Genomic DNA, 26,410 nt, shown 5'->3' with positions numbered 1-26,410 from the left:
CCGCCATACCGCACCGGAAATGCCCCGGAACTGCGGAAATTCAGCTAAAATACTGAATTGATTTCGCGAAAAACGCTGGCTTTTGCCGCGGTTGCGATACGAAATTGATGCAAGAACGCACCAGTTCTACCGTTTTTTTGCCTCAGAATCGTTGTCTTCTTAGCGCGCGGCTTGAGGCCGGGCGTCAAACGGGGCAACATTAAGGCAAGATTGAGGCACCCGTCTGACGACGGAATCAAGTTGGGACACAGACGCGGCAAAGTACCGGGTCGGGCCAAGTTGAAGGATAACGAGCTGTGATTGTCAGAATCACCGGTGCGCTGTTGCGCGCCCTTCTTGTCGCATTGATGGTGGTCACGCCATCCCTTCTGCTGCCGGCGGTCTCTTCCGACACGACTCAGATCGTGGTCCTGCTTGCGCTGATCGCCGGGGCCTTCGTCTTCACCGAGTACAACAGCCGGATCCCCGTTCTGCTCGAGTTCCGCTATGCGCCGCCCTACAACCGGCTGCGGTTCTACACGCTCTTCGGGATCGTGCTGCTGCTGACGACGGCGCAGGCTGGTCCCGCGCTGGATACGCCGATCGCCGATCTCTTCAATTCGATCGGCCGCATCCTCTCCACCGCGATCGATTTCCCCTATTCGCCGGTGCGCCTTGCCACGCTGACCCTGCCGGCCGGGGCGCCAGTGGAACTGGTCAACGCGGTGCGCGACGCCGCCGGCATCGCCTATATCGGCGGGATGATCGGTGTCGTGATGCTGGCGCTCTTCATCCGGCTGCATCGCTGGCCCACCCGCAGCGGCGCCTTCAACGTCTGGATCAACCTGCCGATGTTCGAGCCCACCGGCGGTGGCGACGTGCTGCACCGGCTGAAACGGGATGCAGGTATTAACGTTCTGTTAGGCTTCCTGCTGCCATTCTTGACCCCGCCGCTGTTCAAGCTTCTGACCGCGGCGCTGGTGCCCTTGTCGCTGGCTCATCCGCAATCGCTGATCTGGATCATGACGGCATGGGCCTTCATCCCGGCGAACCTGATCATGCGCGGCATCGCGCTCAGCCGGATCGCCGATCTCATCGGCGAGAAACGTCGCCGCACCTATGCCGAGGAAGAGCCCGGGCTGCATCACACCGCCTGAGCCGTGATCTGATCCGGGGTGCGTTCCGGGGCCTGATCCCCGGCGTGATCCGGGGCGCGCGCGCGGTTGGCGGTTGCCGGTGCCTCCTGATCCTGCTCGTTGGCCTGTCCGGCGGCTCCGCTGCCGGGGCGCAGGAAAGGCCGACCGCGCAGGTGCTTCGCCTTGCCTTCTACCATACCGACCTGGCCCGCGACGGGCCGGGGCTGCTGCTGCGTGACCTGCGCCGGGGCGATCCTCAGGCAGAGGCGGTGGCCGCTGTCATCGCCGCCTGTGCGCCCGACGTGTTGGTGCTCTCCGGGATCGACTATGACGCAGACCTTGAGGCGCTTGCGGCGCTGAACGCCCTGCTGGAGGCGCAGGGCGCCGGGTATCCGTATCTCTTCGCGACGGTGCCGAATGCGGGAAGGCCGACGGGCCTCGATCTTGACGGCAATGGCCGGCGCGGCGAGGCGCGGGATGCGCAGGGCTACGGCCGCTTCGCGGGGCAGGGGGGGCTGGCCGTGCTGGCGCGCTGGAAGCTGAGCCTGAGCCGTGATCTCTCCTCGCTGCTCTGGCGCGATCTGCCGGACACCCTTTTCGTCGATCACGCAGGGCGGGGCGGGGAGGGCGCGCACGGTGCCTCGGTTCAGCGCCTTTCCTCCTCGGCGCATTGGGTCGTCGAAGTGGCGACGGAGCCGCCGCTCTCGCTCCTGATCTTCCATGCCACGCCGCCTGTCTTCGATGGGCCCGAGGACCGCAACGGGCGCCGCAACCACGATGAGACCGCGCTTTGGTTGCACCTGCTTGCGGGGCGGCTGGGGCCTGTCCCGTCCGGCCCGCTCGTGCTGCTGGGGGATGCGAACCTCGATCCGCACGACAGGGAGGGCCGGGGGGAGGCGCTGCGGGCGCTGCTTGCCCATCCGGCGTTGCAGGATCCGGCCCCGGGCCGTGGGGTGGCCGCATGTGCGCCGGGGCAGGGCGGCCCGGCGCCGACGGTCGATTGGCCCGTGCCCGGGCCGGGGCCCCTGCGGGTCAGCTACGTCCTGCCGGATCGGGGGCTTCAGGTGGTCGCGGCAGGCGTTGCTTGGCCGAAGGCCGGGGCGCCGCTGGCCGAGACGGTACAGCGTGCCAGCCGGCACCGGCTGGTCTGGGCCGAGGTTCGCTGGCCGCCCGAGGCGCGCGATTAGCCTGGCGCGCGGGATGACCGCTTGAATTCTCTCCCCTTTCCGTCACACCTGCGTTAGGGGAGGCCGCATGGTCGTTGCACGTCATCATCTACCGCTTGCCCGGCCGGGCGAGGTGATCGGTCTGCTGGGGGGATCCTTCGATCCGCCGCACGCCGGGCATGCGCATATCACCCGCGAGGCGCTGCGCCGCTTCGGGCTGGATCGTGTCTGGTGGCTGGTGAGCCCCGGCAATCCGCTCAAGGCCCGTGGGCCAGCCCCGCTGGAGAAGCGCCTCGAGGTCGCCCGGCAGGTGATGCAGCATCCGCGGGTCGAGGTGACCGGGATCGAGGCGCTGCTCGGCACCCGCTACACCGCGCGGACGCTGCGCCAGCTCAAGCGGCGTTATCCCGGCGTGCGCTTCGTCTGGCTGATGGGGGCCGACAACCTCGCGCAGATCGACCAGTGGCAGGAATGGCGCTGGATCATGGACAACGTGAGTGTGGGCGTGCTGGCGCGCCCCGGCGAGCGGATCTCGGCGCGGATGTCGAAGGCGGCGCGACTCTACCGTGCGCAACGGCTTCCGGCCGGTGCCAGTCAGTGCCTCGGACGCAGCGATCCGCCGGCCTGGTGCTTCGTCAACGTGCCGATGGTTGACCTCTCGTCCACAATGCTTCGCCGGCAGGGAGACTGGACGCAAACGTGATCCGTACCGCCACGCAGGGTGCTTGCGTTCGCGTAGGACGCAGCTATAGCCTGCGCGCATGAGCATGGGGTTCACACGACGACATTTCCTGAGCCGCCTCGCCGCCGGTGGCGCGGGGCTGACGGCCGCGCCTGCCTGGGCGACTGCGCCACTCGAATCCATTCGGCCGAAGTCCCGGCCCGCGGACCTGCTGGAGCCGCCGAAAGGCGCCGACCTGGTGAAACGCGCAGGGATCGAGGGCCATGTCGCCTTCGTGGTTGCCGATGCCATGACCGGCGAACTGCTGGACAGCCTCGATGCCGCCGAGGCGGTGCCGCCGGCCTCTGTCGGCAAGACGCTGACGGCGCTCTATGCGCTGCGCTCGCTTGGCGCGGACCACCGGTTCACCACGCAGCTTCTGGCCACCGGGCCGATCCGCAATGGCCGGCTGGAGGGCGATCTCGTGCTGGTGGGCGGCGGCGATCCGACGCTCGACACTGATGGCCTGGCCGACCTGGCCGCCGCGGCGAAGGAGACCGGGCTGGTCGAGGTGACGGGGCGGTTCCTCGTCTACGGTGGTGCCCTGCCGAGCGCGGTGCAGATCGACCCCGAGCAGCCGCCGCACGTGGGCTACAACCCCGCGGTGTCCGGCATCGCGCTGAACTTCAACCGGGTGCATTTCGAATGGCGCCGCGAGAGTGGCGATTACACGATCACGATGGACGCCCGCAGCGGCCGCTACCGGCCCGATGTGACCATGGCGACCATGCGGGTCGAGGACCGGTCGCTGCCGGTCTACACCTATGACGACGTCGATGGTGTCGACCGCTGGAGCGTTGCCAAGGGGGCGCTCGGGACGGGTGGGGCCCGCTGGCTGCCGGTGCGCAAGCCCGAGGCCTATGCCGGCGAGGTGATGCAGGTGCTGCTGCGGGCGCATGGCATCGTGGCCAAGGCGCCCACGGTGACCCAGAGCCTGCCGCAGGGGACGGTCTTTGCCCAGAAGCAGAGCGGCCCGCTGCGCGAGATCATCTTGGACATGCTGAAGTATTCCACCAACCTCACCGCCGAGATGATCGGGCTGGCCGCCTCCAAGGCGCGCTACGGCGAGGTCGCCTCGATGCGGGATTCGGCCGAGAAGATGTCGGACTGGGCCAAGCAGACGCTGGGGCTGCGCCACGTGGCGATGGAGGATCATTCCGGCCTCGGCGATGATTCCCGGGTGACGGCGGCGGACATGGTGCTGGTGATGGTGCAGGCCCGCCAGCAGGATGCGCTGCGGCCGCTGCTGAAGCATATCCCGGTAAAGGATGGCCGCGGGCGGCCCGACCCCAAGGCGGCCATGACCGTCGTGGCCAAGACCGGCACGTTGAACTTCGTCAGCGGGCTCTCCGGCTTTGCCGAGGTGGAGGGGCGTCTGCTGGCCTTTGCGATCTTCTGCGCGGACATTGCGCACCGTGACCGGCTGACCATGGCGGAACGCGAACGCCCCGCCGGGGGGCGGGCGTGGCTGGCGCGGGCCCGGCAGTTGCAGCAGGACCTGCTGCAGTTCTGGGGCCGGACCTACAGCGGTCAGGGCTGATCTGCCTCAGCGATAGTAGACGCGTTGCGACGCCGGCAGGTCCGGCGTGGTCTGCGTGCGGGCGATCTCGACCGTCTCGGCGGGGCCGGGACTGGTGAAGGCACCGATCACCGGCAGGGTGCAGAGCATCAGCAGGGACAAAATCAGGAAAATCGTGCGTTTGGTGGCGGGTGTCATTGCGGCGGGTCCGGGGATGGAGGTCTGCAATCAGGCTTCCATCCGCGGTGATTCCGGTCAACGCAGGTTTTCCCGACCCCGGCCCGACGCGCGGGGAACCGCCCGTGGCGGCCCCCGCATCGGCATCATTCCGTCATGTGACGGGCCCGGGCGCCTCTTTCGATGGCAGCCGCATGCAGCCGGTCGATGTTGAGCTCGTAGCGGATCTCTTCGAGCAGGCGCAGTTCGGTCTCGCGCAGGGTGCCGTCGGCCACGGCCACGTCACAGGCGAGCGCATAGGCGGTCTCGTAGAACTTCTCGGGCAGGTTGCCGCGGATCAGGCCGAAGAGCGCGTCGAGCCCGTCCTCCTCCTCGAAGAGGTCGAAGATCATCTGCGCGGTCTCGCGCATGCGGTCGAGGTCATAGGTGCCGAAGATCGGCAGGTTGTTCACCGTGGTCTCGATCTTCACCAGTTCGGAGGTGCGCAGGTTGCTGTCGGAGGCGGAGACGGCGATCATCAGCGCCACGAGGCAGTCCTGAAGGGTGAGAATATGGTCTTCGGAAGCGGCCATGGGAGGTCCTCGGCAGTGTCGTTACGGCGCAGAATATTGACGCGGACCGTCCCGGGCAATAGGAAGCGGCCAGCCTCGCCCGGCGTCCGGGCGCGGAACAATGGAGTTATGACATGTCGGACCTGAGAGAAGCTGCAATGACCTCGAAAGCGTGGCCTTTCGAAGAGGCACGCCGGCTGCTCAAACGGTACGAGAAGACGCCGCCCGAGAAGGGATACGTGCTGTTCGAGACGGGCTATGGCCCCTCCGGCCTGCCCCATATCGGGACCTTCGGCGAAGTGCTGCGCACCACGATGATCCGCCGCGCCTTCGAGGCGATCTCGGACATCCCGACGCGGCTGATCTGCTTCTCGGACGACATGGACGGGATGCGCAAGATCCCCGGCAACGTGCCGAACCAGGACCGGCTGAAGGAAGACATCCAGAAGCCGCTGACCTCGGTCTACGATCCCTTCGAGGAATTCGAGAGCTTCGGCCACCACAACAACGCCATGCTGCGCCGCTTCCTCGATACCTTCGGGTTCGAGTACGAGTTCTACTCGGCCACCGAGTTCTACAAGTCGGGCCAGTTCGACGAGGTGCTGAAACGCGCGGTCGAGAAATACGATGATGTCATGAAGGTCATGCTGAAGTCGCTGCGCGACGAGCGGGCCGCGACCTATTCGATCTTCCTGCCGATCCACCCGGAGACCGGCCGTGTCCTCTATGTCCCGATGAAGTCGGTGAACAAGGACGACTACACGATCACCTTCGACGACGAGGACGGCAAGGAATGGACCCTGCCGGTGACCGGCGGCAACGTGAAGCTGCAGTGGAAGCCCGACTTCGGCGCCCGCTGGGCCGCCCTCGCCGTCGATTTCGAGATGTACGGCAAGGACCACTCGACGAACACGCCGATTTATGACCGGATCTGCGAGATCCTCGGCGGCAAGAAGCCCGAGCACTTCACCTACGAGCTATTCCTCGACGACAAGGGCCAGAAGATCTCGAAGTCGAGCGGCAACGGCATCTCGATCGACGAGTGGCTGAGCTATGCCTCGACCGAGAGCCTGTCCTACTTCATGTTCCAGAAGCCGAAGACCGCCAAGCGGCTTTACTTCGACGTGATCCCGCGGGCGATGGATGAATACCACCAGCAGCTGCGCGCCTTCCCCGATCAGACGATCGAGCAGCAGGTGGCGAACCCGGTGTTCCACATCCACAACGGCGATGTGCCGGCCTCGGACATGGTGGTGCCCTTCTCGATGCTGCTGAACCTCGCCTCGGTCTCCGGGGCGGAGGACAAGGAGGCGCTCTGGGGCTTCATCCGCCGCTATGCGCCCGAGGCCAGCCCCGAGGCGAACCCGCAGATGGATCAGGCCGCGGGCTACGCGGTGCGCTACTACAACGACTTCGTGAAGCCCGAGAAGGTCTTCCGCGCGCCCACCGAGCTGGAGCGCGAGGCGCTGATCGAACTGCGCGATGCGCTGAAGGCCTGGGACGGCCCGGTGGACGACGAGGCGCTGCAATCGGCGGTCTATGCCGCGGGCCGCGAGCGGTTCGATCCGCTGCGCGACTGGTTCAAGGCGCTCTACGAGGTGCTGCTCGGCGCAAGCCAAGGCCCGCGTTTCGGTGGTTTCATGGCCCTTTACGGGATCGAGGAAACCGTTGCGCTGATCGACAAGGGCCTCGCCGGCGAGCTGCTGAGCGACGCCGCCTGATCCAGAGGGCCGGCTGATGTGCAAAGGGGCGGTGCGTGGCGACGCGCCGCCCTTTTTGCGTGCGGCAACTGCTGTGGGAGGCGGCGGCCTGTCCCGGTTTCGGCCCGCGGCAGGGGCCACGTCGAGGGCGCCGTTGGGCGTGATGTGCCCCGAGGGGTGCAATTTTCTTCGGCTTCACATCGAGTTGAAGCAGGGGGCGATCCGCTTGAGGGCAGGCGCCATTCGGCCCGCGTGCGTTGAGCCGGAGGCTGTGGGCAATCGTGATGGAACCCGCTGGAGCCTTGCTGGGAGGCCGGGTTCCGGACCATTCGGGCGACCGGCCATGAAACCGATCCGGCTTTCCCCCCGTTGTCAGGGCACAACGCCAGCGACATGGCTAAATGCACTGAATACTTGGAGGATATCATGAAAACCCTCGCACTTGCCGCCGCCCTGACCACCGCCGTTGCAGGCGCCGCTTCGGCCGCCGAAAACGCGAACATCGACGTCACCGGCGCGACCTTCACCCCGGGTGAGATCACGTTCCCGGAAGTGACCATCGACCAGCCCGGCTACCTCGTGGTCCACGAAGTCGTGGACGGCAAGCCCGTCGTGCCCGAGTCCGTGGGCCATATGCTGATCGAGGAAGGCACGACCGACGACGTGACCGTGCCGATCGAAGGTGGCGTGAAGAAGGGCGCCGACTACGTGGCGATGCTGCACTACGAGACCAACGGCAACACCACCTATGACTTCAAAGGTGGCGAGACGCTGGAAGATGGTCCGGCGATGGCCGCAAGCGGTGAGCCCATCGTTCAGGCCTTCAAGACCCCGATGTAAGATCGGACGCCTCCGGACGGAGCGCATCGGCCCCCTGCCTTGGCAGGGGGCCTTTCCTGTGCGCGGGCAGGCTCTCTCTTTACGCAGGGGAAATTCGGCCTACCGTTTCCCTAGGAGGAGAGACCATGGCCCGCTTCAGTCCCTATGCCGCAGCCCTGATGATCTGCCTGCCCGCTGCCGTCGCCGCGCAGGACCAGGCAGAGATCGAGGGCGTCATTTCCGACCAGCTCGGCGCCTTTGTCGCGGGGGATGTGCCCCGCGCCTGGACCCACGCCAGCCCGATGATCCAGAGCCTCTTCGGCTCGCCCGAGAATTTCGCCCGCATGGTGCGCGAGGGCTATCCCATGGTCTGGGCGCCCAAACGCCATGACTTCCTCGACCTGCGGGAAGAGGGCGGGCGGCTCAAGCAACGGGTCATCGTGCGCGATGGCAGGGGCGCGGAGTTCGCCCTCGATTACGACATGATCCGCACCCAGAATGGCTGGAAGATCAACGGCGTGACCTTCGCGCCCGCACCCGATCCGGCGGTCTGACGTTCGCCGTCAGGCAACGCCTACCGTCACGGCGGGGCCAGAGCCCCTTCAGACATCCCTGCTAGCCCGTTTCCGCCCGCGCCGCCCGGCGCGGGGTCCGGGGAATTGGTCAGCATCGCCCGCAGCGGGGAGATGCGGAAAGGGATGCGAATGAACAAGGCGATCACCGAGGGTATCGTTTTCATGCCGAGCACCTTCGAGGAAGGGCTCGACGTCTGGTCCAGCGGCGACGGCACGCCCGGGTCGGATACCTACGAGGGCAGCGCCAGTGCCGCCTTCGTCCCGGCGGACGCGGATTTCGGCGGCTGCCTCGAACTGCTCAAGGGCGCCTCGACGCAGAAGCTGCGCTACATGGGGCAGACCCCGATGTCGCCGGGCTGCTACCTGCGGGTCACCGCGCGGGTGAAGGCGGTCAGTGGCAACCTGCCCGCGGTGCGGATCGCGGGCTGGGCCGGCAAGGGCAGCAATGTCCACGTCAGCGGCGTGACCGAGGTCGGACCCTCCACCACGCTGACGGCCTACGGCGAGGTGGTCGAGGTCACGGCCATCGTGGGCAGCGGCAACCGCCCCGGGGTCGACATGGTCTGGGGGACCGAGCCGGGGTTCGGCTACTTCGGCCTCGACCTGACCGGCGCGAACGGGGGCGTGGTGCGGATCGACGACATCGTCATCGAGGACATTACCAGCGTCTTCCTGCGCGACATGCTGGCCTGGGTCGACGTGCGCGATTACGGGGCCATCGGCGACGGGGTGACCGATGATCTTGCCGCCTTCGAGGCGGCGGATGCGGCGGCCAACGGGCGCATGGTGATGGTCTCGGAGGGGACCTATCACCTGGCCGACAGCATGACCTTCGAAAGCCGCGTGCGCTTCGAGGGCACGGTGACGATGCCGGCCGCGGCCGTGCTGTCGCTCCAGAAGGACTTCCACCTCCCGGCCTATATCGACGCCTTCGGGGACGAGGAACTGGCCTTCAAGAAGGCCTTCCAGTCGCTGCTGAACAACTCCGGCCACGAGAGCCTCGACCTCTGCGGGCGACGGATCGCGGTGACGGCACCGATCGACATGCAGGCGGCGGTCAACAACAGGACGAGCTATGCCACCCGGCGCCACATCCGCAACGGCCAGTTCGACAGTCAGGACGGTGCGGCCTGGGATACGGTGACGGTAACCTCGCAGGGGACCTATACGCCGTCCAACGCCAATACCCTGACCGGGGTGACCAACGTGGCGAATATCCCCGTGGGCGCCCTGGTGATCGGCAGCGGCGTGGGCCGCGAGGTCTATGTCACCGCGAAGAACGTCGGCGCCCAGACCGTGACCCTGTCGATGCCGCTCTACGATGCGGCGGGCACCCAGACCTTCACCTTCAAGCGGTTCAAGTACCTGCTGGATTTCAGCAACTTCGAGCATCTCGACAAGTTCTCGATGTCGGACATCGAGTTCCAGTGCAACGGCACCTGTTCGGCCGTCCTGCTGCCGCCCTCGGGGCTGATCTTCCACCTGCGGGATTGCTTCATCACCCGGCCCAAGGATCGGGGCATCACCAGCCATGGCAAAGGCTGTCAGGGGATGCTGATCGACCGCTGCCAGTTCCTCTCGGACGAAAGCTCGAGCCTGAGCCAGAACCGCGTCGCGATCGGGCTCAACACCAACGCCAACGACGTGAAGCTGCGCGACAACCGGGTCGTGCATTTCCGGCATTTCGCCGTCCTCGGGGGCACCGGGTCGATCATCACCGGAAACCACTGGTTCCAGGGCGACAGCGCCAGCGAGGGCGTGCGCACCGGGGGCATCGTCCTGACCCGGACCAATGCCCGCGCGACGATCAACGGCAACTACATCGACAACAACTTCATCGAATGGGCGAACGAACATGACGAGGCGCCGGAGTTCTCCTCCGAGTTCTCGTTCAGCGGGCTGAGCATCACGGACAACATCTTCCTGTCGTCGGACGTGGCGCCGTGGTTCACCTTCATCGTGGTGAAGCCACACGGCACGGGTCACTACCTGAACGGCATGGCCGTGACGGGGAACATCTTCCGCAACATCCACGGCAATATCGACCGGGTGGAATCTGTGGATACGACCTTTGCCGACCTGGACTGGGACAAGGTGAAGAACGTCACCTTCTCGGACAACATGTTCAACGCAGTGACCACCACGGTCTCGAACCCGCTGACCCTGAAGCACACCCAGCCCACGCCGGCGGCGGTCTGGACGCTGGACTGCGCGCCCTACCTGCCGTTCGGAGGCTGGGCGCAGACGGTGGAATCACTCGTGGCGAACGGCAAGATCGCGACGGTGTCCAACGTGGCGCATTTCGGGATGCCCTACGTGAAGACCAAGGAAGGCGCGAACAAGGACAAGGTGTCCCTGACCTGGGAAAGGGACGTCTCGGGCGACGTGACGGTGCTGGTGCGGATTGACGATCCGCTCTGAGCTAGGCGGCGGCGAGGTCCGCAGGCGTCAGCCTGTAGGCCTTGCCGAAGCCGCCGTTGAGGAAGGCCGCCTCCACCGCGAAGCGGCAGAAGAAGAAATCGGCAAACCCGATGTAGAGCTTCGATTTCGGGCGTTGGGCAAGGTAGTGTTCGGCCAGTGCCGGGTAGGCGTCGTCTCCCTGCCGCAAGAAGTCCGCCCGCGCCTGGATCGTCAGCCGCGGGTGGGTGAGCGGATCGCCCTTGTCGCCCGGCTCCCCCAGCAGGAGGGAACAGCGCGGATCGGCTGACAGTGCCTGGCTGTGCTGCGACAGGGTCGAGATCAGCGTGAGCGGCTGGCCATCCGGCGCGGTGGCAAGGGCGATGCGGGTCACCATCGGGTGCCCGTCGAGGAGCACGCCAAGCGCGCCGAAGCTGGCCTCGGCGATCAGGCTGCGGGCGAGGGCACGGGCCTCGTCATCGGTGGGGCGGATCGGGTCCTTCATCGGGCGGAGAGTAGCAGCGGCGGGGGTGGGCGCAAGGCCGGGGGCTAAACCGGGCGCAAGATCGGGTGCGGGTCAGAACTCGTGCCAGAAGCCGAGCTTAAACCGGTATTCATCGCCGCTGACCAACTCGTGAAAGGCCCCGATGTCGAGGCGCAGACCGGGCCGCAGCCCGATCGCGGCAGAGGCGCCGAGCCAGGCAAATCCCGGGGCCTCCCAAGGCTTGCCCGAGAGAAGCTGGGCGTAGACCTTGGGACCCTCCCCGAAGGAGAGCCCAAAGGTCACATCCATCTGTAGATGAGCGCCCGTGAAATCCGGGGTCGAGAACCCGGCAACGTCCACATTGAACCAGCCCCGCCCGAGAGCCCAGGCGAAGCCCTTGCCGTAGGCCGCGCCGAGACGGAGCGTGGCGGCGCTGCCGATCCAGCCGAGGCCCATGTCCCAGGCGAGGTGGCGGTCGTTCTTCTCCGGCACCAGCACGTAGCGCAGGGAGGCCACGGCCTTGGCCTCACCGCTGACCGACTGGCCGATGTCGAGCACCAGCGTCCCGGACGCGGACACGCCCAACTCGTGATAGTAGGCCATGCTGCGCAGGCGGTCGTCCGGCGTCACGTGCAGCCGGTAGGAGCCGGCAATGAACTGCCGCCCCTCGCCCCGGGGCCACGCCCCCGCCAGTGCCGGCCCGGCCAGCAGCAGCAGGGCAGGCAGAAGTGCCGTCAGACCCTTGCGCCGCATCCTGGCCCTCCGCGTTCCCCGCAGCCTCGCGGGAATTGGTTAACAAGGCGCTAACGGCGGCGAAGGAAGGGGGGCGCGAGGCGGTTCGGAAGGGGCGCCCACCTTTTGGAGGCCGTGGTCCTCAGGCGGCGACGGTGCGGGCGTCTGCGGTGGCGGGCAGGCCCAGCCGGTAGCCCTGTCCGAAGCTGGTCTGGATCAGGTCGTCCGGCGCCCCCATTGTCTCCAGCTTGGCGCGGATGCGGCAGATGTAGACGTCGATGATCTTGGGATCGGGCTCATCCTCCCAGGCGTAGAGCTGCGACATGATCTGTTCGCGCGTCACCAGCGTGCCGCCGCGCAGGGCCAGCATCTCGATCAACTCGTATTCCAGCCGGGTCAGATGCAGCCGGTCCCCGCCCACGTCGACATTCTGCCAACTGAGGTTCACGCGCACGCCCTCCCGTTCGACCAGCGGATTGGGCAGGCCGTGGGCGCGGCGGATATAGGCCCGCAGTTGCGCCACGGTTTCGCGCGGGACATCGGGCCAATCGGCCACGTCGTCCGCCCCCAGCCGCATCAGTCGGGCGCGCTGTTCCGGATCGACCCGGCGGGAGAAGACGCAGATCGGCAGCTTGGGCTGGCTGTGGCGCAGGGCGATGACCGCCTCGCTGATGGTCATGTCGGGCAGGTCGGTGTCCAGCAGGATCGCGTTCTGCTGGCCGCTGCGGGCATATTCCAGCACCTCCGCCGCATCCCGCGCGCCGGTCACGAAGAAGCCGGCGTCGCGCATCGTCTTGGCGAGGATTGCCATGTTCCAGTTGGTTTCAGACATCAGAAGGCGCATCGTCCGGTCCTTTCGCTGAAGGGCAGGCGCTGCGCGGCGATGGGGGCCGGTCAGCGGCCCACACCGTGTTGAATTGTCCGCGCCCGGGTCTGGCGGGCGCAAGGAATGGATAACCGAAACCGGGTGCGGCCGTCCCCTATCCGAAAGGATAAAATGCCGTCTTTCTGGTGGGTTGGTTAACGGGTGGCGCTTGGGGCGTGGCTGGCTGCCGACACCCCCAGCCCCCATTTCCCAGCCCCCATTTCCCGGCCCCCAATTCCCCGGCCCCTAACGCTTCTTGCGCTTCACGTTCCCACCCCGCTGGCCCGGACGCCCGGCGGTCGAGCGGCCGCGCTTGCCGGTCTCGGCTTCGACGGCGGCCTCGATCGCGGATTGCCGCGCCATGGGATCGTCCGACACCGCGAGGTCCACGGCCTCCAGCCGCTTGACCTCGTCCCGCAGCCGCGCGGCCTCCTCGAACTCGAGGTTCTCGGCCGCCTTGCGCATCTGGTCGCGCAGCCCGTCGAGATGGGCCTGAAGGTTCGCGCCCGCCAGCGGCTTGTCGACCTTGGCCGTCACGCGGTTCATGTCCACGTCGCCCTGGTAGAGCCCGGCGAGGATGTCCTCGACGTTCTTCTTCACCGTGGCGGGCGTAATCCCGTGTTCCTCGTTGTAGGCGATCTGCTTCTCGCGCCGGCGGTCCGTCTCGGCCATGGCGCGTTCCATGGAGCCGGTAATCCGGTCGGCGTACATGATGACCCGGCCATCGGCGTTCCGGGCCGCGCGGCCGATGGTCTGTACCAGCGAGGTCTCGGAGCGCAGGAAGCCCTCCTTGTCGGCGTCCAGAATGGCCACCAGCCCGCATTCGGGAATGTCGAGCCCCTCGCGCAGCAGGTTGATCCCGATCAGCACGTCGAAGGCCCCGAGCCGCAGGTCGCGCAGGATCTCGATCCGCTCCAGCGTGTCGATGTCGGAATGCATGTAGCGGACCTTGATGCCCTGCTCGTGCATGTACTCGGTCAGGTCTTCGGCCATGCGCTTGGTCAGCGTGGTGCAGAGCGTGCGATAGCCTGCGGCGGTGACCTTGCGGACCTCGTCCAGCAGGTCGTCCACCTGCGTGTTGACGGGGCGGATCTCCACCATCGGGTCGAGCAGGCCGGTGGGGCGGATGACCTGTTCGGTGAAGACACCGCCGGTCTGCTCCATCTCCCAGTTGCCGGGGGTCGCGGAGACGAAGACCGACTGCGGGCGCATGGCGTCCCATTCCTCGAACTTGAGGGGGCGGTTGTCCATGCAGGAGGGCAGGCGGAAGCCATGCTCTGCCAGCGTGAACTTGCGCCGGTAGTCCCCCCGGTACATGCCGCCGATTTGCGGTACGGTGACGTGGCTTTCGTCCGCGAAGACGATGGCGTTGTCGGGGATGAACTCGAAGAGGGTGGGGGGCGGCTCACCGGGGGCGCGGCCCGTCAGGTAGCGCGAGTAGTTCTCGATCCCGTTGCAGACGCCGGTGGCTTCCAGCATCTCGATGTCGAAATTGGTGCGCTGCTCCAGCCGCTGCGCCTCCAGCAGCTTGCCTTCGCCCACCAGCTGGTCAAGCCGCTGGCGCAGCTCCTTCTTGATGTTGATCACCGCCTGATTCATCGTGGGCTTGGGCGTCACGTAGTGGCTGTTTGCATAGACGCGGATCTGGTCGAAGGTATCGGTCTTCTCGCCGGTCAGCGGGTCGAACTCCGTGATGCTTTCCAGATCCTCGCCGAAGAAGGACAGCCGCCACGCCCGGTCCTCCAAGTGCGCCGGGAAGATCTCGAGGCTGTCGCCGCGCACCCGGAACGAACCGCGCTGGAAGGCGTGATCGTTGCGCTTGTACTGCTGCGCCACGAGGTCGGCGATCACCTGCCGCTGGTCATAGACGGAGCCGACCTTCAGGTCCTGCGTCATCGCCCCGTAGGTCTCGACCGAACCGATACCGTAGATGCAGGAGACCGAGGCCACGATGATCACGTCGTCCCGTTCCAGCAGCGCCCGGGTGGCCGAGTGGCGCATCCGGTCGATCTGCTCGTTGATCTGGGATTCCTTCTCGATATAGGTGTCCGAGCGCGGCACATAGGCCTCGGGCTGGTAGTAGTCGTAGTAGGACACGAAGTACTCGACCGCGTTGTCCGGGAAGAACCCCTTGAACTCGCCATAAAGCTGCGCCGCCAGCGTCTTGTTGGGCGCGAGGATGATGGCGGGGCGCTGGGTTTCCTCGATCACCTTGGCCATGGTGAAGGTCTTGCCGGTGCCTGTGGCCCCCAGCAGCACCTGCTCGCGTTCGCCGCTCAGGACCCCTGACGTGAGCTCCTTGATCGCGGTGGGCTGGTCGCCGGCCGGGGCGAAGCTGGTGTTCATGACCAGCTGCCGTCCGCCCTCCAGCTTGGGACGGGCGCGGACGTCGACTTCAGGACCTAGGAGATTGCTGTCGGGCATGGGTGATTCCTCTCGAAACCCGAATCTGATCTGTTTTTGTTCTACTTCAACCCCCGACTTTCCCGATCATGGCAAGCTTTAATGTGCAGCCTCTCTGCACCTTTAAGGGGTTAACCATCTGGCGAGATTGAATTGTCCAAAAATCGCTCTGGTAGAAAAATAATAGTTGTTGCAGCGCAGCATCTGCTGACGTTACGTTTTACAGGCAAGCAGCAGACTTGGCTGTCTTTGGTGCTGCGACACCCACCCCTCGCTCCCAGCAGGGCCGGAGACAGCCAAGGCTTGCACCTGCCTTTCCCCCTTGCTCCAGCGCTGATTTTTGACGATATAAAACACGTCAAGAGGAGTAGCCTGATGCCCGCCAGAATCTACAAACCCGCCAAGACTGCCATGCAATCCGGGACCGCCCGGACGCGGCAATGGGTGCTGGAGCACACCGCAGGTTCCGCCCGCGAAGTGGATCCGCTGATGGGCTGGACCTCCTCCTCCGACACGCAGGCGCAGGTGAAGCTGCGCTTCGAAAGCAAGGAAGCCGCGCTGGCCTATGCGCAGGCCCATGGCATCGACGCCGTGGTGGTCGAGCCGAAGAGCCGCGCCGTGAACGTGCGCCCCAACGGCTACGGTGACAACTTCGCCACCAACCGCCGTCAGGTCTGGACCCACTGAGGTCCGGCTGGGGCGGTTCGATCGCGGCCCCGTCGTGGCCGCGGTGAGAGCCGGCCTCTGACCTCTCCCCGGCTGGCGGCCTCCGCCTCTGGCCGGACCATTCAAAGGGCGCCCGCGGGGCGCCTTTCGTCTTGATGGCGGCAGGCGATGGTCCTGTCGCCCTGTTACGGAGACCTTCATGCAGATCGGTGAACGCATCCCCCGCATCCGGGCGGCCGGCAGCGACGGCTGGGAAATCGTCTATCGGGCCCGGGCCCTCGTGGCCGCGGGCGAAGCGGTACTGAACCTCACCATCGGCGAGCCGGACCGCACCACGGACCCGCGCGTCCTGACCGCGATGCACGAGGCGGCCATGGCCGGCCTCACCGGCTACACCTTCGGGCCCGGCCTCCCGGACCTGCGCCGCGCCATCGCCGAGCGTGTCACCCGCCGCACCGGGGTCGAGACCCGGCCCGAGAACGTCATCGTCACGCCGGGCGGGCAGGCGGCGCTCTTTGCCGCGCATATGGTGCTGCTCTCGCCGGGGGATACCGGGCTCTACGTGACGCCGCATTACCCGACCTATCCGACAACGATCCTCGCGACGGGGGCCGACGCGGCCCCGGTGGCGGCCAGTGCCGAGGACGGGTTCCAGCCCCGCGCCTCCGCCCTCCTCGACGCTCAGGCGCGCACTGGGGCGCGCAGCCTGCTGATCAACACTCCGAACAATCCCACCGGCGTCGTCTATACCGCCGACACCGTGGCGCAGATCGCCGGGGCCTGCCGCGAGGCGGACCTCTGGCTGATCTCGGACGAGGTCTATGACACCCAGATCTGGGAGGGCACGCACCACACGCCCCGCGCCCTGCCGGGCATGGTCGAGCGGACGATCATCATCGGCTCCATGTCCAAGAGCCACGCCATGACCGGCTCGCGCCTCGGCTGGCTGATCGCGCCGGAGGAGGTCGTGCAGGCCGCCACGGTGCTGGCCACCAACACGACCTACGGCGTGGTGCCCTACATCCAGAAGGGGGCGCTGGCCGCGCTGGAGCTCGGAGCCGAGTTCGAGGACGAGATCGCCGCGCCCTTCCGGCGGCGGCGCGCCATCGTGCAGGCCGCCGTGGCCGACAGCCCGCGGGTCACCACCGCGCCGGCGGCCGGGGCCATGTACGTGATGCTGGACATCCGCGCCACCGGGCTCTCGGGCGAGACCTTTGCCCGCCGCCTGATCGAGGAAGAGCGCATCGCGGTCATGCCCGGCGAGAGCTTCGGCGCTGCCGCCGCAGGTCACCTGCGCGTGGCGCTGACCCTGCCGGACGAGGACCTGAAGGAGGCGCTGCGCCGGATCGTGGCCTTTGCCGAGGCGCTGCCGGGCGTCTGACCGGCCGCCCTGCGCGGCTCCGCCCGAGAGAATGAACAAGCGGCGCGCCCGGTGGGACGCGCCGCTTTCTTGTTTCCGCTCCGGCGGGCCGCACGGGGAAGCTCACCCGGGGGCCACACCTTAGGGGGCTCAGAGGTCGAGGTCTTCCACGAAGCGTGCGTTTTCCTGGATGTACTGGAACCGCAGCTCGGGCTTCTTGCCCATCAGCCGCTCCACCAGGTCGCCGGTCTCGCCCGGTTCGTCCTCGTCGATGGTCACCCGGATCAGCGTGCGCGAGCCGGGGTCCATCGTGGTTTCCTTCAGGTCCTTCGCGTCCATCTCGCCCAGACCCTTGAAGCGCTGGACGTCGATCTTGCCCTTGCCGCCAAGACCGATCTCCATCATGCGCTCCTTCTCGGCGTCGTCCGCCACGTAGATGCGCTTGTCGCCCTGCGTCAGCCGGTAGAGCGGCGGGCAGGCGAGGTAGAGGTGCCCGTGGTCGATCAGCGGCCGCATCTGGGTGAAGAAGAAGGTCATCAAGAGCGCGGCGATATGCGCGCCGTCGACGTCTGCGTCGGTCATGATGATGATCTTGTCATACCGCAGGTCGTCGATGTTGAACTTGGTCCCCAGTCCCACGCCCATGGCCTGGCACAGGTCGTTGATCTCCTGGTTGGAGCCGATCTTGTTCGAGGCGGCGCCAAGCACGTTGAGGATCTTGCCGCGCAGCGGCAGCAGCGCCTGCGTCTTGCGGTCCCGCCCCATCTTGGCGGAGCCACCGGCCGAGTCACCCTCGACGAGGAACAGCTCGGTCCCGTCGCGGGTGTTGGTGGAGCAGTCGGTCAGCTTGCCGGGCAGGCGCAGCTTCTTCGTCGCCGACTTCCGCTGGGTTTCCTTTTCCTGACGGCGGCGCATCCGTTCCTCGGCGCGCAGCACGAGGAAGTCGAGGATCGCGCCTGCCGACTTGGTGTCGGAGGCCAGCCAGTTGTCGAAGTGGTCGCGCACCGCGCCTTCCACCAGCTTCTGCGCCTCGGTGGTGGCCAGACGGTCCTTGGTCTGGCCCACGAACTCGGGCTCGCGGATGAAGCAGGAGACGAGGGCACAGCCCCCGGTCAGAAGGTCATCCCGCGTGATCTGCTGGGCCTTCTTGTTGTTCACCAGCTCGCCGTAGGCCTTGATCCCCTTCAGGATCGCGGACCAGAAGCCCGCCACGTGGGTGCCGCCCTCGGGCGTGGGCACGGTGTTACAGTAGGACTGGATGAACCCGTCGCGCGAGGGCGTCCAGTTGATCGCCCATTCCACCCGGCCCGGCACGCCGAAGCGTTCCTGGAACTCGACCCGCCCGCCAAAGGGCGCGTCGGCATAGGTGGAGGCGCCGTTCAGCGTCTCGTTCAGGTAGTCCGACAGGCCGCCGGGGAAGTGGAAGGTCGCCTCGGTCGGGGTCTGGCCGTCGTCGATGGCGGTCTTCCAGCGGATTTCCACGCCGGAGAAGAGATAGGCCTTGGACCGGATCGAGGCGAAGAGCCGCGCCGGCTTGAACCGGTGCGAGCCGAAGATCTCGGGGTCGGCGTGGAACGTTGTCGTGGTGCCGCGCCGGTTGGGGGCCGCGCCGATTTCCTGCACCGGACCCAGCGGGATGCCGCGCGAGAAGCGCTGTTCCACCAGCTTGCGATCGCGGGCCACCTGCACGACCATCGAATCCGACAGCGCGTTCACCACCGAGGCGCCCACGCCGTGCAGGCCGCCCGAGGTCTCGTAGGCCTTGCCGCCGAACTTGCCGCCCGCGTGCAAGGTGCACAGGATCACCTCAAGTGCCGACTTGCCGGGGAACTTGGGGTGCGGGTCGAACGGCATGCCGCGCCCGTTGTCGCGCACGCTTATCGAGTAATCGTCGTGAAGCTCGACCTCGATGCGGTTGGCGTGACCGGCGACGGCCTCGTCCATCGAGTTGTCGAGGATTTCTGCCACCATGTGGTGCAGGGCGCGCTCGTCGGTGCCGCCGATGTACATGCCGGGGCGTTTGCGGACGGGCTCCAGCCCTTCCAGCACTTCGATCGAGGATGCGTCGTAGGTATCGGCCGCTGTGGCGGCCAGAAGGTCGTCGGCCATGGGCTGCTCTGGTCTCTCTTGATTGCCGGACACTATGGCAGGCTCACGCCCCGGAGGAAAGGGGGCTGCCCGGTTATCCACAGCAATCGTCCACTGCTGGTGGTATCCGTCGTGGCGGCAGCCCCGAAATCAGCCCCTTCGGGCGGCCCGTCAGGCCGCCAGACCGGCCTGCCGGGCGGGCAGGACGGTGCGCCAGAATCGGCTCATCATCAGCGCCGCCGCCGAGGCGAGGCCCGAGGCGAGGCCCAGCCAGACGCCCACGCCGCCCATCTCCAGCACGAAGCCCAGCAGGTAGGCCATCGGCGCGCCGATCCCCCAGTAGGAGAGTGCGGCATAGAGCATCGGGCGCCGCGTGTCCTGCACCCCGCGCAGCAGGCCGAGCGCCATGACCTGGCCCGCGTCCATCAGCTGGAAGAAGGCCGCCGCCGCCAGCAGCACCTTGCCCATGGCGATCACCGTGGCGCGCTGCGGATCGTCGGGCGACAGGAACAGGCTGACCAGCGTTTCGGGCAGCAGCAGGTAGAGCGCGATGGTCAGCACCACGAAACCCGCCGAGAGCGCAAGCGCCACCTCGGCCCCGCGTTTCACCCCCAGCCAGTCGCGCGCGCCCTGTGCCCGTCCGGCGCGGATCGTGGCGGCGTTGGAGAGGCCGAGGTGCACCATGAAGGTGATCGAGGTCACCTGCATCGCGATCCCGTGGGCGGCCAGCGGCACCGCTCCCAGCCAGCCCATCATCACCGCGGAGGCCGCGAAGAGCCCGACCTCGGAGACGACGGTGATGCCGATCGGCCAGCCCAGCTTGAAGACCGCGGCCAGGGCTTCGACATCGGGGCGCCAGATGCGGCGGAAGAGCTCTGCCTCGGGCATGACGACCTGCACGTAGACGATGAGGCCGAGGAAGCTGAAGGCGTGCACCGCGACCGAGGAAATCGCCGCCCCGCGCAGGCCCAGTTCCGGGAAGCCCCAGTTGCCGAAGATCAGCAGCCAGTTGCCGAAGGCGTTCACGGCGACGGCGGCCAGCGTGACCCAGAACACCACCCGCGTGCGCTCCAGCGCGGCGAGGTAGTTGCGCAGCACGGTGACCCCGAGGGCCGGGAAGATCGCCCATCCGGCGATCCGCAGGTAGTCTCCCGCGCCCTGCGCCACCTCCGGCGTCTGGCCGAGCGCCGTCAGCACGCTGTCCGCCTTCAGCAGCAGCGGCATCACCGCCACGCCGTAGAGGGCCGAGAGCCAGAAGGCCATCCGCGTCAGCCGGCGCGCGCGGGTGAGGTCGCCCTCGGCTTCGGCCTCGGCCACCAGCGGCGAGAGCGCGAAGGCAAAGCCCGAGCCGAAGAGCAGCAGCACGATGAACATGGAGTTGGCCAGCACCTCGGCCGCCAGCGCCGCCACGTCGTACCAGCCGAGCATCGCCGCATCGGTGATCCCGATGAGCATCTGCGCCACCTGGCTGCCGACCAGCGGCAGGCCGAGAACCAGCACCGCGCGGGCGTGCTGGGCATATGTGAGGTCTCTTCCCATGGGAAATGGCCATAGAGCCCGGCCCCGATCCGGGCAAGGGCGCCGGACGCGGCGCGGCGCACCATGCCGCCACGTCTCTGAGCGCTATCGCACGGATCGGGCGGGGCAGGGTGCGTTCACGTGCCGGGGCGCGCTGCGGGCGAGGCAGGGTGGGGGCCGGTGCGTGGGAGAGGCGGCGCTGGCGCGGTCGGGTGCCGGGTGCCGGGTCGGATGGCCTCAGGATGCGTTGCCGTGACTGGGGCAGCCCGTCGCGCGGTCGGGCTGGAGGTCCGGGGGGGGCGGCTGTGCCCGCGGTGGCGTCTACAGGGCGGGCAGCAGCATCTGCATTGCCAGCAGTGCGATCAGCACACCGGCCCCCAGTTCCAGCGCGGCCAATGCGCGGGCACCGTGGCGGGCCTCGGGCAGGGCCTCGGCCAGTCGCGCGCGGGTGCTGTCGCGCAGCGCGACCGAGATCAGCGCGACCGCCACCGTCAGGCTGGCGGTGCCGAGCCCCATGACGAAGGCCCCCGCAATGCCCGCCCCGGTCAGCCCCATGCGCCATGTCAGGATCAGCAGGAAGAGCGCCCCCGTGCAGGGCCGGATCGCGATGGCCCCGATCAGCAGCAGCGCGTCGCGCAGCCCGTGGACCTTCTCGGCGTCCTCGGGGGAGGGGCCGTGGACATGCCCGCAGGAGCAGGTCGCGCCATGAGCATGATCGTGGACATGCGCATGGACGTGGGCGTGGGCGTGGTGATGCGGGGAGGCCTCGGGCGTTGCCTCCGCACCCTCAATGGGGTCCGCGTCGTGGGCGTGGGCGTGGGCGTGGGCGTGGGCGTGGGCGTGGGCGTGGGCGTGGGCGTGGGTGTCCTGCGTCTCCTCGCCGCCGCGCCCGCTCCGCAGGCTCCGCCACAGGTGCCGCAGGCCGCGCAGCGCCAGCCAGAGGCCGATCATCCCCACCGCCGCGTAGGAGGCCGGCGCCAGCCAGTCCTCGGCCAGCCCGACGGTCTCCTCGCGGCCCCAGCCCAGCAGGGTCAGCGCGCCATAGACGACGATCACCGCCATGGCGGCCTGTCCAAGGCTCGACAGCAGGGCCAGCAGCGACAGCCGCAGTGCGGCCACGGGCCGGCCGAGACCATAGCCCCCCAGCAGCAGCTTGCCATGCCCCGGCCCGGCGGCGTGGAAGAACCCATAGGCGAAGCAGAGCGTCATCAGCCCGGTCATCGCTGCCGGATCGCCGCCCTTCAGCCGCCGGATCGTGCCGGCCATGGCGTTCTGGACGTCGCGCTGATTGGCCGCCGCCCAACGGGAAATCCGATCCGCCCCGCCAAAGCCCCAGAGCCAGAGCGCGACACCGGCGCAGGCCAGCGGCACCAGCAGCCAGAGCCACCGCATCCACCGCATCCGGGGCCGCGCGGCGGGCGCGCGGAGCGTGTCGTGCAGGCTCATGAGGCCTCCGCGCAGGTCAGGCGGATGGTGTCGGCGAAGGCCTCGCCCACCTCCGGGAAGTCGTCCGTGTCGGCGGAGCGCCCGTCGAGGGCGGCGTTCATCTCGGCCGTGGCCGCGTCGAGGTCCACCTTGCTCACCGCCACGGTACAGCCGGTGCCCGCGCTCAGCGGGCGGGTCAGGTCGTAGGCGGTGTAGAAGGTGGGATCATAGGCCTTGGCGGTCAGCCCGCCCGCGGGCACGGCAAGCGGGCCGTCGGCAAGGGGGCGGAAGTGCCGGGTCTGGATGCTGGTGCCGTCCATCCGGGTCTCGCGCGGCTCGGGCGGGCCGAGGGGCACCGGCTGGCCCGCGACGGTGAGGTAGAGGTCGCCCGCGTAGCCCTCCATCCACTGCATGTCGAAGCCTTGCAGCTGCGCCAGTTCCGCCTCGGTCAGGACGCCGTCGTAGTCAGGGTCCAGCGACATGTCCTCGAGGATCAGCAGGGAATAGAGCTCGTCATAGGACCAGAGCACCTCGACCCCGGTCAGACGCCCGGCGTCATCGGTGACGAAGGTCAGGCCGGTGTCGACGAAGATATGCGGATGCGCCCCGGCCATGGCAGGCCAGAGGGAAAGGGAGGCAAGCAGGAGAGGGCGCAGGCGGAGAGGCATGGCAGATGTCTAGCCCGCCCGCCCGCGCCGAGAAAGCCCCGCGTGGCACGGGCCGATCACGATGGCGCCAAGCCGCGCATCGGGGAAGGGCACCCGGCAGGGGCAGCAGCACAGGAGACGCCGGGGATGAGGCCGTCGGCCGCTGAGAGCCGCCGCTTGCGGAGGGCGGCGTGGCGACAGGACGGGGGAGCGTGGCGGAGCGATCCGGACCGACGGGCGCCGGTGCCGTGCCACGCCGTTGCGCGCGCTGAGACCCGGGCGGGGCGTCGGGCGGCTGACGCCCAAGCGTCTTGCGCTTTGCGAATGGGGGAGACAGCGGGCGCGGCCGCGCCGGTGTTTGATCGTCGGCGCGACGTGAACCCTGTGGCGGAGGTTCGAATGAGGCAGGGGGCAGGCCCGCCGCCGGATCACTCGTCCCGGCGGTCTTTCATCAGCCGCTCGGCCTTGCGGCGCACGAGCACCGAGCGCAGGTCGTGCATGGCCATGAGCAGCTGGTCGGTGACCGCTTCCAGCTGCAGGTCGCCGGCCTTGGACTGCGCCCATTGCGCGGTCAGGTTCAGGTGATCCACGGTGCGCAGGATGTCGTCCAGCTCCCGCGCGGCCAGCAGCTCGGCGCGGTCGGTCATCCAGTCGCGGATGGCCTCCTCGTCGGCCTCGGTCAGCTTGCGATCCCCGTGGGGACGGATCTCGCCGTTGCGCAGGTTGGCGATGGCGATCTGCTCCATCTCGATCCGGCGTTGCCGGTCATCCGGGTCGATCCGGAAGACGAAGGCCCCGTTGTCCCGGACGCGGAAGTAGTATTCGGGCAGATCGCCGGCCATGTCAGCTCAGGCCTTCGCAGAAGCCGGCGATCCGGCGGCCCGCTTCGACCAGCGTCTCGTCCGAGCAGGCGTAGGAGATGCGGAACGCGGGCGCGAGGCCGAAGGCCGCCCCGAAGACCACGGCCACGCCGGTGTCTTCCAGAAGGCATTTCACGAAGGTCTCGTCATCGGTGATCTTCACGCCGGACTTGGTGGTCTTGCCGATCAGCCCCTTGATCGAGGGGTAGACGTAGAAGGCCCCGGCCGGCATCGGGCATTCGATGCCCTCGATGTCGTTCAGGATCTTCACGATCAAGTCGCGGCGCCGCTTGAAGATCACGTTGTTGGAGGGAATGAAGTCCTGCGTGCCGTTCAGCGCCTCGACGGCGGCCCACTGCGAGATGGTGCAGGGATTCGAGGTCGACTGCGACTGGATCTTGCGCATGGCCTTGATCAGCGCGACCGGGCCGGCGGCATAGCCGATGCGCCAGCCGGTCATGGCATAGGCCTTGGAGACGCCGTTCACCGTGAGGGTGCGGTCATAGAGCTCGGGCTCGACCTGCGCCATGGTGGCGAAATCGAAGTCCTCGTAGAGCAGGTGCTCGTACATGTCGTCGGACATGACCCAGACGTGCTTCTCGCGCTTGAGCACATCGGTCAGGCCCTTGATCTCTTCCGGGGTGTAGACCGCGCCGGTCGGGTTCGACGGCGAGTTGAAGATGATCCACTTGGTCTTGGGGGTGATCGCGGCCTTCAGGGCCTCGGGGGTGATCTTGAAGCCGTCTTCCAGCTTGCCCTCGATGATGATCGGCGTGCCGCCGGCCAGCAGGACCATGTCCGGGTAGCTGACCCAGTAGGGCGCGGGGATGATCACCTCGTCACCGGGGTTCAGCGTGGCCATCAGGGCGTTGTAGAGCACCTGCTTGCCGCCGCCGGAGACCGAGACCTGGTCGGGCGTGTAGGTCAGGCCGTTGTCGCGGGCGAACTTGGCGCAGATCGCTTCCTTCAGCTCTGCGATGCCATCGGGGGCGGTGTATTTCGTTTTCCCGGCATGAATTGCCGCAATTGCCGCTTCGGAGATGTTCGAAGGCGTGGGAAAATCGGGTTCGCCGGCACCCAGACTGATGACGTCCTTGCCGCCGCGCTTGAGCTCCTCCGCGAGGGCGGTGACGGCCACGGTGGGCGAAGGTTTGACACGGTCGAGGGTGGTGGAGAGGAAGGGCATCGGAGGCGTCCGTTTGTATTAGGGGCGCCCATGTCTTAGGCTCAAGACAAAGGCCGTTCAAGCCCGTGAGCGGCGGAAAGGACCATGATGACGAGTGACTGCGACCGCGATTGGTACAGCCCCGAGAATGCCACCTTCGGGGACCGCGTGGCAGGCGCCCGCGAGGCGGCGGGGATGACCCAGCCCGAACTGGCGCGCCGGCTCGGCGTGAAGCTCTCGACCCTGCGCGGCTGGGAGGACGACGTGGCCGAACCGCGCGCCAACAAGCTGCAGATGCTGGCGGGGCTGCTGAACGTCTCGCTCACCTGGCTGCTCAACGGCGAGGGCGACGGCGTGGCCGCGCCCGAGGAGGCAGGAGAGATCTCTCCGGGGGTGAATGACATCCTGTCGGAGATCCGGGACGTGCGCGGACAGATGAACCGCTTGACCTCCCGCCTCGGTCTGCTGGAAAAGCGGCTGCGCACCGCCCTGAAGGAAGAAGCATGATCCCCGTTCCCCAGCCCCCCGCCGACGAGACCCGCGAACACCGCCTCAAGCGGCTCTACATGCGGTCGATCCGGCGGGGCATCAAGGAGATGGACATCGTCTGCACCCGCTTCGCCGATGCGGAGCTGCAGACCATGTCCGAGGCCGACCTCGCGCTCTACGATCAGCTGCTGGGGGAGAACGATCAGGACCTGCTGCTCTGGGTCACCGGCAAGGAGCCCGCGCCCGCGCCCTATACCCTGATGATCGACCGGATGGTCGCGGTGATGGGCAAGGCCTAAGGCGCCCAGTCCCGCGCACGGTTCGGTAAGGGCCGGTTAACGCTTTCTTCGCCTTTCTCGGCGAATGTCCCGTCCGAGCAGATCGGACGGAGACAAGAATGAGCATGCACAATCCGGTAGCCCCCGGATACGGGCAGCAGGGGTTCATGACGAGCTATCTGGAGGCGCTCTCCCTCGTCGAACGCCTGCACAGGCTCCTGCTGGATGTCATCAAGGACGAGTTCGAGCGCGTCGGCGTGCTGGAGATCAACGCGGTACAGGCGCTGCTGCTCTTCAATATCGGCGACCACGAGGTGACCGCGGGCGAATTGAAGAGCCGCGGCTACTACCAGGGCTCCAACGTCAGCTACAACCTGAAGAAGCTGGTAGAGATGGGCTACATGCACCATCAGCGCTGCGAGATCGACCGCCGGTCGGTCCGGGTCCGCCTGACCCAGCAGGGGCGCGAGATCCGCGACGTGGTGCGTGACCTCTTCGCCCGGCATGCGGTCGGGCTGGAGGCCAAGGGCGTTCTCGGCCCCGACGGGATCGAGGAGATCACCCATGCGCTGAAACGGGTGGAGCGATACTGGACCGAGCAGATACGATACATCTACTGACGGCGCGCCCGGCGCTGGCCCCATGCTCGGTCGCATCTAGGCCCGGACGCAGGCTGCAACACTGCCGGGC

25 protein-coding genes are annotated in these 26,410 nt (G+C 67.4%); 13 read left to right on the top strand and 12 right to left on the bottom strand.

The window, feature by feature from the left end; translation table 11 throughout:
- Positions 1–296 precede the first annotated feature (296 nt).
- The 4 genes from ACX9MO_RS04000 (at position 297) to dacB (ending at position 4,542) form a co-directional block, all read left to right on the top strand.
- On the top strand, positions 297–1,136 hold the full coding sequence (locus ACX9MO_RS04000; RefSeq protein WP_462213609.1) for a hypothetical protein: 840 nt from the start codon (positions 297–299) through the stop codon (positions 1,134–1,136).
- A gap of 152 nt (positions 1,137–1,288) precedes the next feature.
- A complete protein-coding gene (locus ACX9MO_RS03995) occupies positions 1,289–2,302 on the top strand; it encodes an endonuclease/exonuclease/phosphatase family protein (RefSeq protein ID WP_462213608.1) in 1,014 nt (337 codons plus the stop codon).
- Positions 2,303–2,369: 67 nt separating this feature from the next.
- A complete protein-coding gene (locus tag ACX9MO_RS03990) occupies positions 2,370–2,984 on the top strand; it encodes a nicotinate-nucleotide adenylyltransferase (RefSeq protein ID WP_222491995.1) in 615 nt (204 codons plus the stop codon).
- Positions 2,985–3,042: 58 nt separating this feature from the next.
- Positions 3,043–4,542 carry a D-alanyl-D-alanine carboxypeptidase/D-alanyl-D-alanine endopeptidase gene (gene dacB, locus ACX9MO_RS03985; RefSeq protein WP_222491997.1) on the top strand — a complete coding sequence of 500 codons (1,500 nt, stop codon included), beginning with the start codon at positions 3,043–3,045 and terminating at the stop codon, positions 4,540–4,542.
- A gap of 6 nt (positions 4,543–4,548) precedes the next feature.
- Here dacB and ACX9MO_RS03980 read toward each other — a convergent pair whose 3' ends face one another.
- Positions 4,549–4,719 carry a hypothetical protein gene (locus ACX9MO_RS03980; protein ID WP_222491999.1) on the bottom strand — a complete coding sequence of 57 codons (171 nt, stop codon included), beginning with the start codon at positions 4,717–4,719 and terminating at the stop codon, positions 4,549–4,551.
- Positions 4,720–4,844: 125 nt separating this feature from the next.
- A complete protein-coding gene (locus ACX9MO_RS03975) occupies positions 4,845–5,270 on the bottom strand; it encodes a tellurite resistance TerB family protein (protein WP_222492001.1) in 426 nt (141 codons plus the stop codon).
- Positions 5,271–5,383: 113 nt separating this feature from the next.
- Between ACX9MO_RS03975 and ACX9MO_RS03970 the strand changes: the two genes are divergently transcribed.
- From ACX9MO_RS03970 to ACX9MO_RS03955, 4 genes are all read left to right on the top strand, one after another.
- Positions 5,384–6,970: a lysine--tRNA ligase gene (locus ACX9MO_RS03970; protein ID WP_462213607.1), complete on the top strand. Its 1,587-nt coding sequence runs from the start codon at positions 5,384–5,386 to the stop codon at positions 6,968–6,970.
- A gap of 405 nt (positions 6,971–7,375) precedes the next feature.
- Positions 7,376–7,789, top strand: coding sequence for a DUF7282 domain-containing protein (locus ACX9MO_RS03965; RefSeq protein ID WP_222492005.1), 414 nt, complete (start codon positions 7,376–7,378; stop codon positions 7,787–7,789).
- A 125-nt stretch (positions 7,790–7,914) separates the two neighbouring features.
- Positions 7,915–8,322, top strand: a complete 408-nt coding sequence (locus tag ACX9MO_RS03960; RefSeq protein WP_462213606.1) for a DUF4864 domain-containing protein — start codon at positions 7,915–7,917, stop codon at positions 8,320–8,322.
- A gap of 150 nt (positions 8,323–8,472) precedes the next feature.
- Positions 8,473–10,764, top strand: coding sequence for a glycosyl hydrolase family 28-related protein (locus tag ACX9MO_RS03955; protein WP_462213605.1), 2,292 nt, complete (start codon positions 8,473–8,475; stop codon positions 10,762–10,764).
- 1 nt (position 10,765) lies between these two features.
- On the opposite strand, the gene ACX9MO_RS03950 is transcribed toward ACX9MO_RS03955, so the two are convergent.
- From ACX9MO_RS03950 to uvrB, 4 genes are all read right to left on the bottom strand, one after another.
- Entirely contained in the window at positions 10,766–11,245 is a 480-nt protein-coding gene (locus ACX9MO_RS03950) for a HugZ family pyridoxamine 5'-phosphate oxidase (RefSeq protein ID WP_462213604.1), read from the bottom strand.
- Between the two features lie 72 nt (positions 11,246–11,317).
- The gene (locus tag ACX9MO_RS03945) at positions 11,318–11,977 is read right to left on the bottom strand and encodes a hypothetical protein (RefSeq protein ID WP_462213603.1); all 660 of its coding nucleotides are present in this window, start codon (positions 11,975–11,977) and stop codon (positions 11,318–11,320) included.
- Positions 11,978–12,098: 121 nt separating this feature from the next.
- A complete protein-coding gene (locus ACX9MO_RS03940) occupies positions 12,099–12,800 on the bottom strand; it encodes a response regulator transcription factor (protein ID WP_462213602.1) in 702 nt (233 codons plus the stop codon).
- A gap of 267 nt (positions 12,801–13,067) precedes the next feature.
- The gene (uvrB, locus tag ACX9MO_RS03935) at positions 13,068–15,245 is read right to left on the bottom strand and encodes an excinuclease ABC subunit UvrB (RefSeq protein WP_462213601.1); all 2,178 of its coding nucleotides are present in this window, start codon (positions 15,243–15,245) and stop codon (positions 13,068–13,070) included.
- A 354-nt stretch (positions 15,246–15,599) separates the two neighbouring features.
- Here uvrB and ACX9MO_RS03930 point away from each other — a divergent pair, with 354 nt between their 5' ends.
- Positions 15,600–15,911 carry an ETC complex I subunit gene (locus ACX9MO_RS03930; RefSeq protein ID WP_462213600.1) on the top strand — a complete coding sequence of 104 codons (312 nt, stop codon included), beginning with the start codon at positions 15,600–15,602 and terminating at the stop codon, positions 15,909–15,911.
- A gap of 178 nt (positions 15,912–16,089) precedes the next feature.
- Positions 16,090–17,271 (top strand): pyridoxal phosphate-dependent aminotransferase, encoded by a 1,182-nt coding sequence (locus tag ACX9MO_RS03925; RefSeq protein ID WP_462213599.1) that lies wholly within the window; start codon positions 16,090–16,092, stop codon positions 17,269–17,271.
- Between the two features lie 129 nt (positions 17,272–17,400).
- Here the strand turns inward: ACX9MO_RS03925 and parE are convergent, their stop codons facing one another.
- The 6 genes from parE to ACX9MO_RS03895 form a co-directional block, all read right to left on the bottom strand.
- Positions 17,401–19,359, bottom strand: a complete 1,959-nt coding sequence (gene parE, locus ACX9MO_RS03920; RefSeq protein WP_222492023.1) for a DNA topoisomerase IV subunit B — start codon at positions 19,357–19,359, stop codon at positions 17,401–17,403.
- 150 nt (positions 19,360–19,509) lie between these two features.
- Positions 19,510–20,877 carry an MATE family efflux transporter gene (locus tag ACX9MO_RS03915; RefSeq protein WP_462213598.1) on the bottom strand — a complete coding sequence of 456 codons (1,368 nt, stop codon included), beginning with the start codon at positions 20,875–20,877 and terminating at the stop codon, positions 19,510–19,512.
- Positions 20,878–21,177: 300 nt separating this feature from the next.
- Positions 21,178–22,302 carry a nickel/cobalt transporter gene (locus ACX9MO_RS03910; RefSeq protein WP_462213597.1) on the bottom strand — a complete coding sequence of 375 codons (1,125 nt, stop codon included), beginning with the start codon at positions 22,300–22,302 and terminating at the stop codon, positions 21,178–21,180.
- On the bottom strand, positions 22,299–22,949 hold the full coding sequence (locus ACX9MO_RS03905) for a DUF1007 family protein (protein WP_222492028.1): 651 nt from the start codon (positions 22,947–22,949) through the stop codon (positions 22,299–22,301). The genes ACX9MO_RS03910 and ACX9MO_RS03905 overlap by 4 nt, the downstream gene beginning before the upstream one ends.
- A gap of 407 nt (positions 22,950–23,356) precedes the next feature.
- Positions 23,357–23,770 carry a hypothetical protein gene (locus ACX9MO_RS03900; protein WP_222492030.1) on the bottom strand — a complete coding sequence of 138 codons (414 nt, stop codon included), beginning with the start codon at positions 23,768–23,770 and terminating at the stop codon, positions 23,357–23,359.
- 1 nt (position 23,771) lies between these two features.
- Positions 23,772–24,974, bottom strand: a complete 1,203-nt coding sequence (locus ACX9MO_RS03895) for a pyridoxal phosphate-dependent aminotransferase (protein WP_462213596.1) — start codon at positions 24,972–24,974, stop codon at positions 23,772–23,774.
- Positions 24,975–25,061: 87 nt separating this feature from the next.
- Here ACX9MO_RS03895 and ACX9MO_RS03890 point away from each other — a divergent pair, with 87 nt between their 5' ends.
- From ACX9MO_RS03890 to ACX9MO_RS03880, 3 genes are all read left to right on the top strand, one after another.
- A complete protein-coding gene (locus ACX9MO_RS03890; RefSeq protein ID WP_462214498.1) occupies positions 25,062–25,460 on the top strand; it encodes a helix-turn-helix domain-containing protein in 399 nt (132 codons plus the stop codon).
- On the top strand, positions 25,457–25,741 hold the full coding sequence (locus ACX9MO_RS03885) for an FAD assembly factor SdhE (RefSeq protein ID WP_462213595.1): 285 nt from the start codon (positions 25,457–25,459) through the stop codon (positions 25,739–25,741). The genes ACX9MO_RS03890 and ACX9MO_RS03885 overlap by 4 nt, the downstream gene beginning before the upstream one ends.
- A gap of 104 nt (positions 25,742–25,845) precedes the next feature.
- Complete coding sequence (locus ACX9MO_RS03880; protein ID WP_409996984.1) at positions 25,846–26,340, top strand: MarR family winged helix-turn-helix transcriptional regulator; 495 nt, start codon at positions 25,846–25,848, stop codon at positions 26,338–26,340.
- Positions 26,341–26,410 lie beyond the last annotated feature (70 nt).

The organism is Pseudooceanicola profundus, assembly GCF_054919315.1.
This window is presented reverse-complemented; position numbering and strand designations above follow the sequence as displayed.

Coding starts and splice junctions, on each gene's coding strand:
- ACX9MO_RS03945 (WP_462213603.1), bottom strand. CDS start 11,977: ATGCGGCGCAAGGGTCTGACGGCACTTCTGCCTGCCCTGCTGCTGCTG.
- ACX9MO_RS03900 (WP_222492030.1), bottom strand. CDS start 23,770: ATGGCCGGCGATCTGCCCGAATACTACTTCCGCGTCCGGGACAACGGG.
- ACX9MO_RS03885 (WP_462213595.1), top strand. CDS start 25,457: ATGATCCCCGTTCCCCAGCCCCCCGCCGACGAGACCCGCGAACACCGC.
- dacB (WP_222491997.1), top strand. CDS start 3,043: ATGAGCATGGGGTTCACACGACGACATTTCCTGAGCCGCCTCGCCGCC.
- ACX9MO_RS03895 (WP_462213596.1), bottom strand. CDS start 24,974: ATGCCCTTCCTCTCCACCACCCTCGACCGTGTCAAACCTTCGCCCACC.
- parE (WP_222492023.1), bottom strand. CDS start 19,359: ATGGCCGACGACCTTCTGGCCGCCACAGCGGCCGATACCTACGACGCA.
- ACX9MO_RS03880 (WP_409996984.1), top strand. CDS start 25,846: ATGCACAATCCGGTAGCCCCCGGATACGGGCAGCAGGGGTTCATGACG.
- ACX9MO_RS03950 (WP_462213604.1), bottom strand. CDS start 11,245: ATGAAGGACCCGATCCGCCCCACCGATGACGAGGCCCGTGCCCTCGCC.
- ACX9MO_RS03925 (WP_462213599.1), top strand. CDS start 16,090: ATGCAGATCGGTGAACGCATCCCCCGCATCCGGGCGGCCGGCAGCGAC.
- uvrB (WP_462213601.1), bottom strand. CDS start 15,245: ATGCCCGACAGCAATCTCCTAGGTCCTGAAGTCGACGTCCGCGCCCGT.
- ACX9MO_RS03930 (WP_462213600.1), top strand. CDS start 15,600: ATGCCCGCCAGAATCTACAAACCCGCCAAGACTGCCATGCAATCCGGG.
- ACX9MO_RS03940 (WP_462213602.1), bottom strand. CDS start 12,800: ATGCGCCTTCTGATGTCTGAAACCAACTGGAACATGGCAATCCTCGCC.
- ACX9MO_RS03955 (WP_462213605.1), top strand. CDS start 8,473: ATGAACAAGGCGATCACCGAGGGTATCGTTTTCATGCCGAGCACCTTC.
- ACX9MO_RS03990 (WP_222491995.1), top strand. CDS start 2,370: ATGGTCGTTGCACGTCATCATCTACCGCTTGCCCGGCCGGGCGAGGTG.
- ACX9MO_RS03960 (WP_462213606.1), top strand. CDS start 7,915: ATGGCCCGCTTCAGTCCCTATGCCGCAGCCCTGATGATCTGCCTGCCC.
- ACX9MO_RS03965 (WP_222492005.1), top strand. CDS start 7,376: ATGAAAACCCTCGCACTTGCCGCCGCCCTGACCACCGCCGTTGCAGGC.
- ACX9MO_RS03915 (WP_462213598.1), bottom strand. CDS start 20,877: ATGGGAAGAGACCTCACATATGCCCAGCACGCCCGCGCGGTGCTGGTT.
- ACX9MO_RS03890 (WP_462214498.1), top strand. CDS start 25,062: ATGACGAGTGACTGCGACCGCGATTGGTACAGCCCCGAGAATGCCACC.
- ACX9MO_RS03905 (WP_222492028.1), bottom strand. CDS start 22,949: ATGCCTCTCCGCCTGCGCCCTCTCCTGCTTGCCTCCCTTTCCCTCTGG.
- ACX9MO_RS03970 (WP_462213607.1), top strand. CDS start 5,384: ATGTCGGACCTGAGAGAAGCTGCAATGACCTCGAAAGCGTGGCCTTTC.
- ACX9MO_RS03975 (WP_222492001.1), bottom strand. CDS start 5,270: ATGGCCGCTTCCGAAGACCATATTCTCACCCTTCAGGACTGCCTCGTG.
- ACX9MO_RS03980 (WP_222491999.1), bottom strand. CDS start 4,719: ATGACACCCGCCACCAAACGCACGATTTTCCTGATTTTGTCCCTGCTG.
- ACX9MO_RS03910 (WP_462213597.1), bottom strand. CDS start 22,302: ATGAGCCTGCACGACACGCTCCGCGCGCCCGCCGCGCGGCCCCGGATG.